Annotated in this window: 17 protein-coding genes; all 17 read left to right on the top strand. The window is 23.6% G+C overall.

The annotated features are described in order from the left end of the window. Nucleotides 1-170: 170 nt before the first annotated feature. The 17 genes from rnc to groL all read left to right on the top strand — a co-directional run bounded on the left by rnc (nucleotide 171) and on the right by groL (nucleotide 17,320). Nucleotides 171-875: a ribonuclease III gene (gene rnc / locus HMPREF1871_RS02190; protein ID WP_083505611.1), complete on the top strand. Its 705-nt coding sequence runs from the start codon at nucleotides 171-173 to the stop codon at nucleotides 873-875. A 12-nt stretch (nucleotides 876-887) separates the two neighbouring features. Continuing rightward, nucleotides 888-4,421: a chromosome segregation protein SMC gene (gene smc / locus HMPREF1871_RS02185; protein WP_066129449.1), complete on the top strand. Its 3,534-nt coding sequence runs from the start codon at nucleotides 888-890 to the stop codon at nucleotides 4,419-4,421. Next, on the top strand, nucleotides 4,414-5,472 hold the full coding sequence (gene ftsY, locus HMPREF1871_RS02180; RefSeq protein WP_083505610.1) for a signal recognition particle-docking protein FtsY: 1,059 nt from the start codon (nucleotides 4,414-4,416) through the stop codon (nucleotides 5,470-5,472). The genes smc and ftsY overlap by 8 nt, the downstream gene beginning before the upstream one ends. Then, complete coding sequence (locus tag HMPREF1871_RS02175) at nucleotides 5,465-6,076, top strand: DNA mismatch repair protein MutT (protein ID WP_066129446.1); 612 nt, start codon at nucleotides 5,465-5,467, stop codon at nucleotides 6,074-6,076. The genes ftsY and HMPREF1871_RS02175 overlap by 8 nt, the downstream gene beginning before the upstream one ends. Before the next feature lie 77 nt (nucleotides 6,077-6,153). Next, nucleotides 6,154-6,708 (top strand): signal peptidase I, encoded by a 555-nt coding sequence (lepB, locus tag HMPREF1871_RS02170; protein ID WP_066129443.1) that lies wholly within the window; start codon nucleotides 6,154-6,156, stop codon nucleotides 6,706-6,708. A 245-nt stretch (nucleotides 6,709-6,953) separates the two neighbouring features. Further along, nucleotides 6,954-7,688 (top strand): phosphonate ABC transporter ATP-binding protein, encoded by a 735-nt coding sequence (gene phnC, locus HMPREF1871_RS02165; RefSeq protein ID WP_083505609.1) that lies wholly within the window; start codon nucleotides 6,954-6,956, stop codon nucleotides 7,686-7,688. After that, on the top strand, nucleotides 7,660-9,198 hold the full coding sequence (locus tag HMPREF1871_RS02160) for a PhnE/PtxC family ABC transporter permease (protein ID WP_232297344.1): 1,539 nt from the start codon (nucleotides 7,660-7,662) through the stop codon (nucleotides 9,196-9,198). The genes phnC and HMPREF1871_RS02160 overlap by 29 nt, the downstream gene beginning before the upstream one ends. Nucleotides 9,199-9,207: 9 nt before the next feature. Then, nucleotides 9,208-9,717, top strand: coding sequence for a ribosome maturation factor RimM (gene rimM / locus HMPREF1871_RS02155; RefSeq protein ID WP_066129440.1), 510 nt, complete (start codon nucleotides 9,208-9,210; stop codon nucleotides 9,715-9,717). After that, on the top strand, nucleotides 9,717-10,454 hold the full coding sequence (gene trmD / locus HMPREF1871_RS02150; protein ID WP_066129437.1) for a tRNA (guanosine(37)-N1)-methyltransferase TrmD: 738 nt from the start codon (nucleotides 9,717-9,719) through the stop codon (nucleotides 10,452-10,454). The genes rimM and trmD overlap by 1 nt, the downstream gene beginning before the upstream one ends. Before the next feature lie 63 nt (nucleotides 10,455-10,517). Beyond that, nucleotides 10,518-11,732 (top strand): 30S ribosomal protein S1, encoded by a 1,215-nt coding sequence (rpsA, locus tag HMPREF1871_RS02145; RefSeq protein ID WP_066129434.1) that lies wholly within the window; start codon nucleotides 10,518-10,520, stop codon nucleotides 11,730-11,732. Nucleotides 11,733-11,801: 69 nt separating this feature from the next. Then, complete coding sequence (gene der, locus HMPREF1871_RS02140; RefSeq protein ID WP_066129431.1) at nucleotides 11,802-13,115, top strand: ribosome biogenesis GTPase Der; 1,314 nt, start codon at nucleotides 11,802-11,804, stop codon at nucleotides 13,113-13,115. Nucleotides 13,116-13,134: 19 nt separating this feature from the next. Next, a complete protein-coding gene (locus HMPREF1871_RS02135) occupies nucleotides 13,135-14,136 on the top strand; it encodes an NAD(P)H-dependent glycerol-3-phosphate dehydrogenase (protein WP_066129428.1) in 1,002 nt (333 codons plus the stop codon). Nucleotides 14,137-14,240: 104 nt separating this feature from the next. Then, complete coding sequence (locus HMPREF1871_RS02130) at nucleotides 14,241-14,513, top strand: HU family DNA-binding protein (RefSeq protein WP_066129425.1); 273 nt, start codon at nucleotides 14,241-14,243, stop codon at nucleotides 14,511-14,513. A 60-nt stretch (nucleotides 14,514-14,573) separates the two neighbouring features. Then, complete coding sequence (gene folE, locus HMPREF1871_RS02125; RefSeq protein ID WP_066129422.1) at nucleotides 14,574-15,134, top strand: GTP cyclohydrolase I FolE; 561 nt, start codon at nucleotides 14,574-14,576, stop codon at nucleotides 15,132-15,134. A gap of 9 nt (nucleotides 15,135-15,143) precedes the next feature. Further along, nucleotides 15,144-15,347, top strand: a complete 204-nt coding sequence (mtrB, locus tag HMPREF1871_RS02120; RefSeq protein WP_066129418.1) for a trp RNA-binding attenuation protein MtrB — start codon at nucleotides 15,144-15,146, stop codon at nucleotides 15,345-15,347. 68 nt (nucleotides 15,348-15,415) lie between these two features. Beyond that, nucleotides 15,416-15,682 (top strand): co-chaperone GroES family protein, encoded by a 267-nt coding sequence (locus HMPREF1871_RS02115; protein ID WP_066129416.1) that lies wholly within the window; start codon nucleotides 15,416-15,418, stop codon nucleotides 15,680-15,682. 30 nt (nucleotides 15,683-15,712) lie between these two features. Beyond that, nucleotides 15,713-17,320, top strand: coding sequence for a chaperonin GroEL (gene groL / locus HMPREF1871_RS02110; RefSeq protein WP_066129413.1), 1,608 nt, complete (start codon nucleotides 15,713-15,715; stop codon nucleotides 17,318-17,320).

Here is a 17,320-nt window from a genome sequence, read left to right as displayed (position 1 = left end):
CGTGGGTTCGATTCCCATCAATCGCCCCATTTTAGAAAATATGATGAATTCTAATTTAGTTATCTAGATTAGAATTTTTTTTATTATACTTTGAAAAAAGAACCATTATAATCAAATGGAATATAGTTATATTTTATGATATAATCTTTTTATTAATGATAGGAGAAAAAATGATATATATATCTGAATTATTAGAAAAATTAAACAACGAATATAAGTTAAATATAAATAATAAGGAAAATTATAAGAAGGCATTTACACATTCTTCATATGTAAATGAAAATAAAAAATATTCCAAAAGTGATGATTATGAGAGATTAGAATTTTTAGGGGATGCTGTCCTTGAAGTATCTACAAGTGAATTTTTATATAAAAAATTTCCTGATTTAACAGAAGGGGAATTAACAAAAATAAGATCTTCTCTTGTATGTGAATTATCATTAGTTAGAGAAACAAAAAAATTAAATTTTTCTAAATATATTCTTTTAGGAAAAGGAGAAGAAAAAAATGGTGGTAGATGCAGAGCATCTTTATTAGCTGATATATTTGAAGCATTTTTAGGAGCACTTTATTTAGATAAAGGCCTAGATTCAGTGAAAAAATTTTTAGATAATACATTGTTTAAGGAAGTTAAAACATCAAATTATCACGTGTTTATAGATTATAAAACTTTGCTTCAAGAATATTATAGTCACAATAATAGGGGTGTAATTAGATATGATCTTATATCTTCTTCCGGTCCTTCTCATGAAAAAATTTTTGAAATTGCTTTATATGTTAATGAAAAAAATCTTGGTAAAGGTAAATCAAGAACAAAAAAAGAAGCAGAACAACTTGCGGCAAAAGAGGTGTTAACTAAATTAAAATTAATTTAATAGTGAGGTAATATGAATTTAGTAGGTATTGAAATTGATGGATTTAAATCCTTTTATTCAAAATCAAAAATTAAAATAGATACTAATTTATTAGGAATAGTAGGACCTAATGGTTCTGGCAAAAGTAATATAGTAGATGCTATAAGATGGGTTTTAGGAGAACAATCTGCTAAAAATTTACGTGGAACTAACATGCAAGATGTCATATTTTCTGGTTCAGAAAAAAGAAGTTCTAAGAATTATGCAAAAGTATCTTTAATTTTTTTAATTAATAATGTAAAAAAAATTATTTCAAGAAAATTATATAGAAATGGTGATAGTGAATATTTAGTTGATAACAAAAGAGTTAGATTGAAAAATATAACAGATATTTTCCTTGATTTAGGAATAAATAAAGAGAGCTATAGTTTAATAACTCAAGGGAAAGTTGAATCTATTATATCATCAAAATCTGAAGATAAAAGATTAATTATTGAGGATGTAGCAGGGATACTTAAATATAAGAATAAAAGAAAAGAATGTTCATTAAAAATAAATAAAACTGAGGAAAATTTAAAAAGAATAAAAGATATATTTAATGAGATAAAAGAAAATCATGGAAAATTATTAATACAAAAAAATAGAGCTGAAAAATTTATAAATTACAAAAAAGAATTGAAAGAAAAAGATATAGTTATTAATTCATTCAATATAAAAAAATGTGAAATTAGTTTGAAGAAGGATGTTGATAATTTAAATAAATATTTAAAAGAAAAAGATAACTTACTAAAACAATTAGATAAGGTAGAAAAAGATATATCTGATACTAAAGAAAGATTAATAAAAGTAGATTTATCTTATCAAGAAAAAAAAGAGAAAGAAATATTTTTAATAAAAGAAAAAGAAAAGATAAATTCAATAATAAAAATAAATAATGAAAGTAAAAAAAATAAAAAAAATTTATTAAAAACAGTTCAAGAAAATATAAATGTTTTAGTGGAAAGAAAAGGTAATATATTAATAAAGATTAAAAACATAAAAAAAGAAAAAGAAATATTTGAAGAGAAATATAAAAAAATATCAGAAGAATTAGCTTTATTAGATACCGATTTGGAAAACAGGATAAATTTAGCAGAAAAAGATATAGAAAGTTTAAAATCAACTTTTTTCACATTATCTAATGAAGAATCAAAATTACAAAACGAAAAGAATTTTGCAAAAAAAGTTGAGGACAATAATAACAGTAGAAAAATAAATATTTTATCAGAAATAAAAAATATAAAAAAAGACATAAATGTAGAGAAATTAGAAATCGACAATATTAAAAAAAGTATTAATGAAATTAATGGTGAAATTACTGCTTTAAACATTTTGTTAAAAAAATCAAATAAAAATAAAGAACTTTTAGAAACTTTGAGTGTTGAATTAGAGGAAACTAATAAAAAATTAAAAGAAAAAATTTTAAAATACGAAAATAAAAAAAATTTCTTATTTTCTCAAATAAATAATTATTCTTTTTATAATCAAGGTGTAAGAGAAATAATAAAAAATAAAAAAAATATATTAGGAATAATAGGAATTGTTGCCGATATTTTTGATTTTGATAAAAAATATTCAATAGCATTAGATACAGCATTAGTATCTTCTCAACAAAATATAATTGTAGAAGATGAAAAAGTAGCTAAAAAATGTATAGAATATTTAGCAAAAAGTAACAAAGGAAGAGCAACTTTTCTACCTATAAATAATATAAAAAAAAGGATAGTTAACTACGACACTTTGCAAAATATAAAAAATGAGGAAGGTTATATAAATATTGCATCTAATTTGGTAAAAGTAGATAAAAAGTATTATAATATAGTACATTATTTATTATCGAATGTTTTAATAGTAGACAATTTAAAAAATGCTAATATTATTTCAAAAAAAATAAATCATAAATTAAAAGTAATTACTATAGATGGACAAGTTATAAATATTGGAGGCTCTATTACAGGAGGAGCAACAATAAAAAGTAATTCAATTATAAAAAATAAAAAAAATCTTCAAGAATTAACAAATAATATTTATGAATTAAATAAAAATAAACTTCAATTAAATAAAAAAATTGATGAAAACAATAACAAAATTAAAGAACTAGATATTAGTATTTTTAATATTAAGAAAAATTTAGAAAAATTTAATACTGAAATAATTGAAAAAAAATTAAAAGTAAAATTAAAAGAAGAAAGTTTATTATCATTAAACCAATTTTTGAATAAAAATGAAGAAAGATTAAAAAAAATTAATGAAGAAAATTCAAAATTATTTTTAGAAAATAATATAGAAAAGAAACTATATCAATTAGATTTAGAAATAAAAAAAATAAATGATGATATAGAAAATAAAATAGTAGAAAAAAATGAACTGACTATACAATTCAAAAAAAATAATAAAGAAATAAATATAATGAAAATTAATAAAAATTCTTTATTAGAAAAAATAAATATAAAAAAAGAATTATTATTTAACTTTAGTTCTGATATTAATTATATAGAAGAAGAAATAAAAAATAAAAAAATAGAAGAAAATAATTTATTAAATTATGTATCATGTGATAATAATGAAGATAATAAGAAACTATTATTAGTAAATGATAAATTATTAGAAATCTCAAAAGAAATAGATATAATAAAACAATCTAAAGATAGTGAATACAATAAAGATATTGAATTGAGCTCTGAACAAAAAAAAATATATAGTTATATTAATTTAGCTAGTAAGAAAATAAATAATTTGGAATTTAAAATTAAAAAAAATGAAAAGGAATTTAATGATATAGTAACATACTTATTTTCAAATTATAATATAACAATTCAAAATTTAGAGAATTATTCTTTGGATTCTAATGAGATATCATCATATATAAATGATATAAAAAATCTAAAATTAAAAATTAATTCTTTAGGAAATATTAATTTAGAATCAATAAAAGAATATGAAGAGTTAAACGAAAGATATCTTTTTTATAAAAAACAAATAGAAGACTTATCAGTATCAAAAGAAAAATTATTAACTACAATAGTTCAAATAGATAAGGAAGTTAAAGAAAGATTTTATAAAACATTTACTGAGGTATCTAGTAATTTTAATAGAATTTATAAAATGTTATTCAATGGAGGAAATGCTAGATTAACATTAGAATTAGGTAAAGATATTTTAGAAACTGGGGTTAATATCGAGGCAAGTCCACCAGGTAAAAAATTACGCAATATGTCGTTACTTTCAGGAGGAGAAAAAGCTCTTACAGCAATTAGCTTACTTTTTTCAATACTAGAAATTAAAAACACACCATTTGTTATATTAGATGAAGTTGAAGCGGCGCTAGATGAAGAAAATGTTAATAGATTTGCAAAATTTTTAAAACTATATTCTAAAAATAATCAATTTTTAGTAATTACTCATAGAAGAGGAACTATGGAAGTAATGGAAAAATTATATGGAATTACTATGCAAGAAAAAGGAGTTAGTTCATTATTATCAATAGATATAAATGATTTTTTTGAGGAGGAAAATATAAATGAGTAATTTTTTAGAAAAAATAAAGAAAAAATTTTCAAAAAAAGAAGAATTAAAAGAGGAATTAATAACATTAGATGAATATGAAAAATTTGTAGAATCCGAAATTGTAATAGAAAAATTTAAAAGAGGATTAAAAAAATCTAGAGATAATTTTCAAAGTTCATTAAATTTATTATTAAGTTCTCATAGAAGCATAAATGAAGAATTTTTCGAAAAATTAGAAGAAATTTTAATAGAATCTGATATTAGCTATAATACAGTATTGGAATTAACAGATTCCTTAAAACAGGAAGCTAAAATAAAAAATATTAAATCATCAGTAGAATTACAAAATATCATAATAGAAAAATTAGTAAATATATATATAGATGAAGAAGAAAAAACTGAACTAAATTTTCAAAAAAATAATTTAACAGTTTTTTTATTTGTGGGAGTTAATGGTGTTGGAAAAACCACTTCTATAGGGAAACTAGCTTATAAACTAAGAAAAAATGGCAAGAAAGTTCTTATAGCTGCTGGAGATACTTTTAGAGCTGGAGCAATTGATCAATTAGATGATTGGGCAAAAAAAAGTGGAGTTAATATAATAAAATCAAAAGAAGGAGTTGATCCTGCATCAGTTATTTATGACGCTTTACAATCAGCTAAAGCTAATAATTATGATGTTTTATTATGCGATACAGCTGGTAGGCTTCAAAATAAAGATTATCTAATGAAGGAATTAGAAAAAATTATAAAAATAATAAAAAGAGAAAATGCTCATGAGCCTCAAGAGGTTCTATTAACTATAGATGCTACAACAGGACAAAATGGAATAATACAAGCAAAAGCATTCAAAGAAATTTGTAATGTTTCTGGGGTTATTTTAACAAAATTAGATGGTACAGCAAAAGGCGGTATTGTTATTTCTATAAAAAATGAATTGGATATTCCGGTAAAACTCGTTGGATTGGGAGAAGGATTGGATGATTTAGAAAAATTTGATTCAGAAAAATATATATATAGTTTATTTGATAAAAGTTATGATATTAGTAATGAGGAGAATGATAGTGAATAAATATGATGAACAAATATTAGTTGTAAAAAGAAAAAATTTATTTGATAATGAAAAAAATTTTTTTAATGGTTTTTTGAATATAGAAAATGAAAAAGTAAAAAATATTATAGAAAACTTTAAAAATTATGAAGTCAAAAGACGTGGTAATATGGAAAATGATTTTTCATATAAACAGCTTATTGGATATACTATAATTAAAGATAAAAATACTGGAGAAATATTAGTTTATACTAGACTATCTGGAGGAGGAGAAGGCAGACTACACGGGAAATCTTCTGTTGGTGTCGGTGGGCATATGAATGATGTTGAAAATAAAAATATTTTAGATATCGTAAAAATAAATGCTGCAAGAGAAATAGAAGAAGAAATAGGAATAAATATTTCTTTGGTTATTAATAATATAAGGTTAGTAGGTCTTATAAATGATGATAATACTGAAGTAGGAAAAGTTCATATAGGATTAGTATATATTGTGGAAATTGATAAGAAAAATGTAATAGAAAAAGAAAAAGATTCCTTATTGATTAGATGGTTAAATACTTCTGATGCTAAAAAAATATCAAATTACGAATCATGGTCAGAATTTTTAAAACCAATATTTTAAACAAACAGCTCAAATTGTAATATGTATATGCGTATGATATAATTAAAATTAATATTATTAATAAAAGAGGGAAAAAAGTGAGATTTTTAAAAGAATTATTTGAATGGATAATTGTTATAGCTATATCGGCAGTATTATATTTTCTAATATCTACTTATTTATTAGCTCCATACAATGTAAAGGGTCATTCTATGGATTATACATTTTCTGATAATGACAAGGTAATAATTAATAGAGTAAGTAAAGATTTTAATAGAGGAGATATAGTAGTTTTTCACGCTAATGAAACAGACGATTACATAAAAAGAATAATAGGTGTTCCTGGAGATACTATAGAAATGATAGATGATGTTTTATATATAAATGGAGAAAAGTTTAATGAACCATATCTTGATAAGAAGAAAAAAGAATTTAAAAAAACTGATTCAAATAAAAATTTAACTCCAGATTTTAATATAGAATATTTAGTTAGTACGAAGTCAAAAAAAGTGCCAGATAACACATATTTCGTTATGGGAGATAATAGACCTAATAGTACTGATAGTAGAATTTTTGGATTTGTAAAAAAAGAAAAATTAGTAGGTAAAGTTATGGTAATATATTATCCATTTAGCAACATAAAAACATTTTAAAAAATATAATAAATAAATCATATAATAAAATACGAATATCAACAAAAAAGACAAAAAAAGCTTGTTTTTAAAGTTGATATTTTTTTTGATTCTATAATAAACTTTTTGATAGCGGATTTTAGTCTGAAAAAAAGAGAATTTCTTTAAAATTATACTAAATTATTATTATTTTAAATTTTAAAATTGTTTATATTTAGAAAATTAAATGTTATAATAATTTTTAAGATTTTATAGGAGTGATTTTTTTGCAAAAGATATTAATTAGAAATTTAACGGTAAAATATGGCAATAAGATAATATTAGATAATTTAAATTTTTTTGTGAATAATGGAGATTTTATAGTTATTTTAGGAAAAAGTGGAGCAGGAAAATCAACTCTTCTTAATAGTATTAATAAATTCATAAAATTTACAGGTAAGGTGATAATAGACAATAAAGATATTGGAAAATTAAGTACTAAAAATATGAAAAAAATAAGAAGGAAAACAGGAATAATATTTCAAGATTATAATGTTTTTAATAATTTGAATGTTTTAGAAAACACTATGTTACCTTTTTTATCAAGAAAAAATATATTTCAAACTTTATTAAATGTATATACTAAAAATGAATATAAAAAGGCCATAATGTCACTTCATAAAGTAGGATTATCAGATAAAGATATATATAGAAAAACAAAATATTTATCCGGAGGGCAAAAACAAAGATTAGCAATTGCAAGAATGCTTTGTCAAGAACCTGATTTAATATTAGCAGATGAACCGATAAGTAGTTTAGACATAAAAAATTCTGAAGAAATTATGACACTATTTAGCGATTTAAATAAAAATAGAAAAATTACTATAATTATGAGCCTTCATGATGTAAAAATTGCAAAAAAATATTCTGATAAGATTATAGGCATCAAAGAAGGTAAAGTTATATTTTATAAAAATACAGAGGAAGTAACTAATGATGAAATTGAAGACTTATATGTTTAAAAATAAGTTAAATATTATTTTAAAATATTTGATTATTTTTCTTTTTGCTATATTATTTTATAATTTTTATAATCTAAATAGCATAAGAATAACGAGTTTAAATTTTAATATTTTTTCATCAAGAATTAATATGAGAGATTTTAATATAATGGAAATGCTGTATTATCCCTTATTAGAAACCTTATTCTTAGCCATATCTTCTACTATTTTTGGTATATTTACCACTATTTTTATATTACCAATTCAAATTAATATATTGTTTAATAAAAAGATATTTCCTAAAATATTTTCTAGTATTTTTTCTATAGCAAGAACAATTCCTTCTTTAATAATTGCAGCTATATTAGTAAGTTTATTTAGTGTAGGGAATTTTAGCGGATTTTTATGTCTTTATATTATAAGTGTTCTTATGTCATCAAAAATTTTAAAAGAAATTGCAGAGGAAACTAATGAAAAAAATTTAAAAACACTTTATTCATTAGGATTTTCAAAGTTTAAGATATATAAAATAATTTTAAAGGAAAATTTAAAACCAAATATAATGAGTGTCTTTTTTTTAGTATTAGAATCTAATATTAGAGGAGCGAGTATTTTAGGTTTAGTGGGTGCTGGTGGCATAGGTAGAATATTATGGAGAGAATTAAATTATTTAAGATATAGTTCTGTAATATTGATTATATGTATACTTATTGTTATAATAGCTTTAATTGACCTAATTAGTTATTTTTTTAGAAAATATGCCTTTATTTTTAGCGAAAATAGATATAGTAAAGTATTTTATTTTGTAATATTTTTAATAAATATTATTCTTTTTTTTAAGATTATTAATATTGATTTAGATAAATTACATAAAGGAATATCTTATTTAAAAATAATGCTTATTGGGATTGTTAGTATAGATTATGGTTATATTTCAAAATCTATCTTTTTTTTAACTATTAGTATAATTATAAGTTTTACTTCTACATTTGTCGCATCTATTATTGTTGTTTTTTTATCTTATTTTTATTTTTCTAGGTTTTTTAATAAATATTTCACTTTTTGTATAAAAATAATGGTAAATATATTTAGAACAATACCTCCTGTTATAAGTTCTATCTTTTTTTTCTGTTTATTAGGCCCAGGATATTTAAGTAGTTTTTTTGCGTTGTTAATATACACAGTAGGAGTTATGACAAAAATGTTTGGAGAAATTATTGAAAATAAAGAAAATAACGTTTTGTTATATTTAAAATCTTTGGGAATAAGTGATTTTTTATGTTATAAAAATGTATTATTTAAAGAATATTTTCCTGAATTTATTTCTATAATGCTATACAGATTTGAGATGAATATTAAAAATTCAACTATTTTAGGAATGGTAGGAGCTGGAGGTATAGGTCAACTTCTTTCAAATAATATAGAATTTAGAAATTGGAGTAGGGTATCAATTATATTAATATTATTATCTTTAACAGTTATTTTCATAGAAAATATTTCATATTATGTAAGAATTAAATTAAAAAAATAGGAGAATTGTATGTTACTTAAAGTAGGAAAGATTGTTAATGTTCATGCACTAAAAGGAGAATTGAAAATAATTTCAACTAGTGATTCTATTGAGGAAAGGTTAAATCATAATTATGTATTACATATCACAAAAAGGGGTGAAATTATAAGAGATGTAAAAGTAGCATCGTCAAGAAAATATAAAGGGTGTTATTATGTAAAATTTTTAGGAATTGATAGTATAGATGAAGCAGAAAAATATAAAAATTGTGAATTGAAAATTGATTCAAATTTAGTTGATGACCTAGAAAATAATGAATATTATTTTTATCAAATTATAAATTCCAAGGTTTATGATGAAAAAAATAATAATTTAGGAGTAATAACTAACATTTTTAAAACTGGAGCTAATGATGTATGGGAAATGAAAGACGATAATAATAATCTTTTTTATATTCCCTTTATAGAAGAAGTAGTGAAAAAAATAGATGTGAATGAAAAAAAAATAACTATTAATGTAATAGAAGGATTGCTAAATTAATGAAAATAGATATTTTAACACTTTTTCCTGAGATGTTTAATGCATTAAATTATTCAATTATAGGAAAAGCTCAAGAAAAAAAAATAATACATTTAAATACAGTAGATTTTAGAAAATTTTCAAATAATAAACATAATCAAGTAGATGATTATCCTTATGGGGGAGGGCATGGTATGATATTAAAAGTAGAACCAATATATAATGCACTCAACTTTTTAGGTAAGAATGAAAAAACTAAAGTTATATTATTATGTCCTCAAGGAGAGAAATTTAATCAGAAAAAAGCAGAAGAATTATCTAAAGAAGAACATTTAGTTTTTATTTGTGGACATTATGAAGGATATGATGAAAGAATAAGAGATTTTTTAGTAACTGATGAAATTTCCTTGGGAGACTTCGTTTTAACAGGTGGCGAGTTAGCTGCAATGACAATTATTGATAGTATAACAAGATTGATTCCTAATGTTTTAAGTAAGGAAGAATCACATATGGAAGATACATTTACAACTGGACTTTTAGAATATCCACAATACACTAGACCTAGAGAATTCAAGGGAATGAAAGTACCAGAGGTTTTATTTTCAGGTAACCATAAAAAAATAAAGGAATATAAATTATATAATAGTTTAATGAAAACTTATAATAGAAGGCCTGATTTATTAAAGAAATATACTCTAAATGAAGAAGAGAAAACTTTTTTAGATAGAATACAAAAAAATAAATTACAAAATAAGTGACATTAATGATATTTTGATGTATAATTAAATATAGTATTGTAATATTAGGAGGACAAAGAAGTAATGACGACTTCATTTGAAGAATTATTGAATAGCACAGAAATGTTAAAGAAAGGAGATAAAGTAACTGGAACCGTATCGGCAATAGAAGAAAATAAAGCATATGTTGATGTTTCAGGAGCACAATATGATTGTGTTATTTTAAAAAATCAGATATCACGTAAATTTGTTAAAAATATATCTGATTTCTTAAAAATAGGAGAAGAAATAGAAGCAATTGTTACAGGGATTAGAGCTGATAGAGAAAAAAAATCTGAAGAAGTTCCTGGAGTTATATATCTTTCTAGAAAAGCTATAGAAAATCAAGAGTATAAGAAAGAATTAGATTCTGAATGGGAAGAAATCATTGCTAAACATCAAAATAATGATTTAATAGATGCTACTGTATCCTCAGTGATAAAAGGAGGATTATTAGCTAACATAAAAGGAATTAGAGCATTTGTACCGGCTTCATTAATTGATATAAAATTTGTTAAAAATTTACAAAATTATTTAAATAAAGAATATAAGTTTAAAATAGCTGAAATTGATAGAGCAAAAGGTAGATTAATTCTTGATAGAAAAACATTATTAGAAGAAGAAAAAGATAAAAAAATAAAAGATATTTTAAATTCACTTAATGTAGGCGATGAACTAGAAGGTAAAGTAATAAGAATTGCCAATTTTGGGGCATTTGTAAATATAGGGGATATTGATGGATTAGTACATATTTCGGAAATTTCTCATAATCGTTTCAAAAAAATAGAAGATGTACTTAAAATAGGAGATATTGTAAAAGTTGCAGTAATAAACCTTGATAAAGAAAATAATAAAGTTGCTTTATCTATAAAAAAATTATTACCGACACCATGGGAAATTGCTACAAAAGAAATATCTGTAGGTGATGAACTAGAAGGTAAGGTAAAAAATATAACAGATTTTGGTGCTTTCGTAGAAGTTATGGACGGAGTAGAAGGCCTTGTACATATTTCACAAATATCATATGATAGAGTAGAAAAAATAGAAGATGTGCTAAAACGTGATGAATTAGTAAAAGTAAAAGTGTTGGATGTAGATTTCGATAAAAAAAGATTATCATTATCTATAAAAGAAACTAAAGAAAAACCAGTAAAAAAAATAGATAAAAAAGAAGATGATGAAAACTCATTTGATACTTCATACTTAAAATCAGAAAATTCTGAATTTAGTTTAGCTGATAAATTTAAAGAATTAAAATAATAGTAAATTGTCCATAATAGTAATAGAATTTTTCTATTACTATTATTTTTTAAAAATAGGAGGTTAAACATGTCTAATCCTACAATTGCAATAATAGGCAGACCTAATGTAGGTAAATCAACTATTTTCAATAAGATTGTTGGAGATAAAATTTCTATAGTAGAAAATATTGAAGGAGTTACAAGAGATAGAATATATTCACAAGGTGAGTGGTTAAATAATAAATTTTTTATAATCGATACTGGTGGTATACAAATAGAAAATAAACCATTTCAAAAACAAATAAGAGCACAAGCTGAACTAGCAATAGATGAAGCAGATGTTATAATTTTTTTAGCTGATGGAAAAAATGGTTTAACAGAAGATGATAAGGAAATAGCAAAATTATTATATAAATCTAATAAACCAGTGGTACTTGCTATTAATAAAATAGATAATTTTGATTTAAAATATTTAACATATGATTTTTATTCACTTGGTTTCGGAGAACCTTTGGCTATATCAGGATCTCATGGACTGGGAATAGGAGATTTATTAGATAGAGTATGTGAAAATTTTAAAAATAAAAATTTTGATGAAGAAAAAAATAAAGAGAATTTGAAATTTTCTTTAATAGGAAGACCAAATGTTGGGAAATCTAGTATAATAAATTGTTTATTAGGAGAAGAGAGAGTTATATCATCTGAGATAGCAGGGACTACCAGGGACGCTATAGATACTGATTTTATATATAATAAAAAACAATATACCGTTATTGATACTGCAGGTATAAGAAAAAGAGGAAAAATATATGAATCTTGTGAAAAGTATTCAGTTTTAAGAACTTTAAAGGCAATCGATAGATCTGACGTAGTATTAGTTATTATTAATGCAAATGAAGGAATAATAGAGCAAGATAAAAAAATTGCAGGATACGCACATGAATCTGGAAAAGGTGTAATAATAGTGGTAAATAAATGGGATCTAATCGAAAAAAATAATAATACTTTAAAAGAGTTTGAAGATAATATACGTGATAATTTTCAGTATTTATCCTATGCAAAAATTATTTTTGTATCAGCAAAAACTAAAAAAAGAATTTTTAATATATTTGATTTGATTAATGAAAGCTACTTAAATAACAACAAAAGGATACAGTCATCCTTGTTAAATGATTTAATTAACGATGCCATATCAATGAATCCTACTCCTCAAGATAAGGGAAAAAGATTAAATATATTTTATTCTTCTCAAGTAGCGATATGTCCTCCTACATTTGTTTTATTTGTAAATTATCCAGAATTATTACACTTCTCATATGAAAGATTTTTAGAAAATAGGATTAGAGAAGCATTTGATTTTAAAGGAACACCTATTAGATTATTAGCAAGAAAAAGAAATTAAATATAAATGGAGAATAAGTATGAAAATTTCAGTAATTGGTTCAGGTAGTTGGGGTACTGCATTATCTCAAGTGATAATAGATAATAATCATGAATGTCTGTTGTACTGTAGAAACGAAAAGACATTAAATGAAATAAATATAGAACATACTAATAAAAGATATTTAAAAAATACTATATTACCTACAAAATTAAAAGCAACTATGGATTTAGAAGAGGCAGTTAATTTTGCTGATTTAATTGTTATTGCAGTGCCTACCAAAGCAATGAGAAGTATTTGCGAGAAAATTAATACCGTTTTAACATCAGAAAAATATATAATTCATGTTTCTAAAGGATTAGAATTAAAAACAAATTATAGAATGTCTGAAGTAATTGTTAATACAATTAATAAAATAAAATCAGTTGGTGTATTAAGTGGACCGTCTCATGCGGAAGAACTTATATTAAGAAGACCTACTGTAGTAGCCATAGCTACAGATGATAATGAACTTGCAAAAATAGTTAAAAATACATTTCAAAATGAATACTTTAGAATATATGTAAATCATGACGTTATAGGTGTTGAAATAGGCGGAGCATTAAAAAATATTATAGCACTAGGTTGTGGTATAATAGATGGTCTTAATTTAGGCGATAATGCAAAAGCGGCATTTATAACAAGAGGCTTAATAGAAATAACAAGAATGGGAAAAAAAATGGGGGCAAAAGAACTTACTTTTTTAGGGTTAGGAGGTATAGGAGATTTAATTGTAACTTGTACGTCTAAACATTCTAGAAACTATAATTGTGGATTGCTGATAGGCAAGGGATATTCATTAAATGAAGCAGTAAACAAATTAAATATGGTAGCTGAAGGAGTACTTACAACTAAAGTGTGCTATAATTTGGCTAAAGAAAAAAATGTATATATGCCAATAACAGATAATATTTATAAAGTACTATATGAAGGAAAAGAAGCAAAAGAGTGTTTGAAAAACTTAATGACAGGTATTACATCATTAGAATTAAATGAATTTTAATTAAATTTTAAATTAAACTATTGATAAAACAGTGCTAGTATGGTAATATTTATTGAGTAGAGTAGCACTTGTTGCTATATCAATATATTGGAGGATATTTATTAATGAATAAATCAGAATTAATTGCGAAAGTTGCTGAAAAAGCTGAATTGCAAAAAAAACAAGCTACAGCGGCTATAGAAGCATTTGTTGAAACAGTAGAAGAAACATTAGCAAAAGGAGAAAAAATACAAATCATAGGATTTGGTAACTTTGAAGTAAGAGAAAGAGCAGCAAGAAAAGGACGTAATCCTCAAACTAATGTTGAAATAGAAATTCCAGCAACGAAAGTTCCAGCATTTAAGGCAGGAAAATCATTAAAAGATGCTGTAAAATAGTATTTAAAAAAGTTATCAATTAATTTGATAACTTTTTTATTATTTTAAAAGGAGAAGAATTTGAACAACAAAGAAGATTTCAAAAATTTAATACAAAAACTACTTATAAATATAGGTGAAGATGTCACAAGAAAAGGATTATTAAAAACTCCTGAACGCTGTGCGAATATGTACAGTGAACTCTTATGTAAAACAGGAGAAGATCCAAAAGAAGAAATAGATACTTTTTTTGAGTCTGAAACTGATGAACCAATTTTGATAAAAGATATAGAATTTTATTCATTGTGTGAGCATCATATGTTACCATTTTATGGATTGTGCCATGTTGCATATATCCCTAATAAAAATAAGATAACTGGGCTAAGTAAAATAGTAAGAGTAGTAGAGAATGCAAGTAAAAGATTACAAATACAAGAAAATATGACTAATATGATTTCAAAAGCTATTGATGAAAAATTAAATCCAAAAGGAACATATGTGATTATAGAAGCAGAACATATGTGTATAGCTATGAGAGGAATAAAAAAAACAGGATCAAAAACTATAACAACTAAAAAAACAGGGATTTTTGAAACTAATTCTGATTTAGTAAGAAATATAGATTTAAAAATAAAAGGATAAGAGGTTTTTATGAAAGATGCAACATATATTTTAATAAGAGGGGAAGAAAATAACGTTAAAGTAATAACAAAATTATTAAAAAATGAAGAAAATCTTGAAATTATAAATCAAGGAGAAGTTTTATTAATAAATTTAAGTAATGATATATTGTCATTAAAAATATCAGGGAAAGCAAGAATAATATCTCAATTAAATCCTATTATTTCTGAATAATTAAATTTATCTTATAATTGTTAAAATAATTAACAATAAAAATATTATTATGACAAGGAGGAAAGTATATGATAAAAGCAACATTTAAAAATGTTATATTAAAAAAAGCAGAAGAAAATAATTTAACAACAAGTGGTATTATTTTGGATGCAAGTTACAATAAAGATCTAAACATAGGAAAAATAATAAATATTGGTGAAAAATGTGAATTGAATAAAGAATTTTTAAAAGACAATAATAAAGTAATTTTTGGAAATAATTTTAAAAAAATTACTTATAATAATGAAACATTCTATATTGTTAATGAAGAAGAAATATTTGCAATAATTAAATGAAGTATAAAATAATTTTTCAGGAGATTTAATATGATAAAAAAAATAAAATATTCAGAAGAAGCAAGACAACTTATGAAATTAGGTGTAGATAAATTAGCTAATGCTGTAAAAGTTACATTAGGTCCTAAAGGAAGAAATGTTGTTTTAGACCAACAATTTGGATCACCAATAATAACAAATGATGGGGTTACAATTGCAAAAGAAATAGAATTAGAAGATCCATACGAAAATATGGGAGCAAAACTAGTAGCAGAAGTAGCTAATAAGACTAATGAAGTTGCAGGAGATGGTACAACAACTGCTACAGTATTAGCACAGTGTATGATAAATGAAGGACTAAAAAATGTTGTTTCCGGAGCAAGTCCAATAGAAATAAGAAAAGGCATGGAGATAGCTCTAAAGGAAGCTATTAAGAAGTTAAAAGAAATTTCTGTAAGTGTAAGTTCTAAAGAAGAAATTTCTCAGGTTGCTTCTATATCATCTGCTGATAAAGAAATAGGAGAGTATATATCTAACGCTATGGAAAAAGTTGGATATGATGGAGTTATAACTATAGAAGAATCCCAATCATTGAGTACAACGTTAGAAATAGTAGAAGGAATGAAATTTAATAGAGGATATATATCTCCATATATGGTTTCAGATAATGAAAAGATGATATCAGATTTAGATAATCCATACATATTAGTTACTGATAATAAGATATCAAATATTTCTGAGATATTACCAGTACTGGAAGAAGTAGTAAAAGAAACAAAACCATTATTAATTATAGCTAATGATTATGGTTCAGAAGCAACGCAACAGCTGGTTGTAAATAAATTAAGAGGAATATTTAATGTTGTGGCTGTTAAAGCTCCAAGTTTTGGAGATAGAAGAAAGGCGATTTTAGAAGATATTGCAATATTAACAGGAGCAACTTTTATAACAGATGAAACTGGAATAAAATTAAAGGATGCTAATATTAGCTATTTAGGAAAATCTAATAAAATAAAAGTTTCTAAAGAAAATACAATTATAATTGATGGAAAAGGTGAAAAGAATAAAATTAGTGATAGAATAAAACAGATAAAATCACTATATAAAGATTCTATTTCTGAATTTGATAAAGATAAATATAAAGAAAGATTAGGAAAAATATCAGGAGGAGTTGCTGTAATTAAAGTAGGAGCAGCTACTGAGGTAGAGCTTAAAGAGAAAAAAATGAGAATAGAAGATGCACTTAATGCTACAAAAGCTGCAGTTGAAGAAGGAATTGTTTCAGGAGGAGGAACAGCATTAATTCAAGCACTTATTCCAATAGATAATTTGAAAGCAAAAGGAGATATAAAAACTGGGATTAACATTGTAAAAAAAGCTTTAGAAGCCCCAGTAAGACAAATATCAAAAAATGCAGGGTTAGAAGGTAGTGTAATAGTTTCAAAATTAAAAAAACAAGAACCAGGAATAGGATATGATATATCTACTGATAAATGGGTAAATATGATTAAATCAGGGATTGTTGATCCTACAAAAGTTACAAGAACAGCACTACAAAATGCAGTGAGTATATCAAGTTTATTTTTATCAACAGAAGCAATAGTGGCAAATATAAAAGAACAAAAAAATAATATTTCTGAAAAAATGGAAATGATGTAG

It is taken from the genome of Gemelliphila asaccharolytica, assembly GCF_001553005.1.
Classification (GTDB): domain Bacteria; phylum Bacillota; class Bacilli; order Staphylococcales; family Gemellaceae; genus Gemelliphila; species Gemelliphila asaccharolytica.
This window is presented reverse-complemented; position numbering and strand designations above follow the sequence as displayed.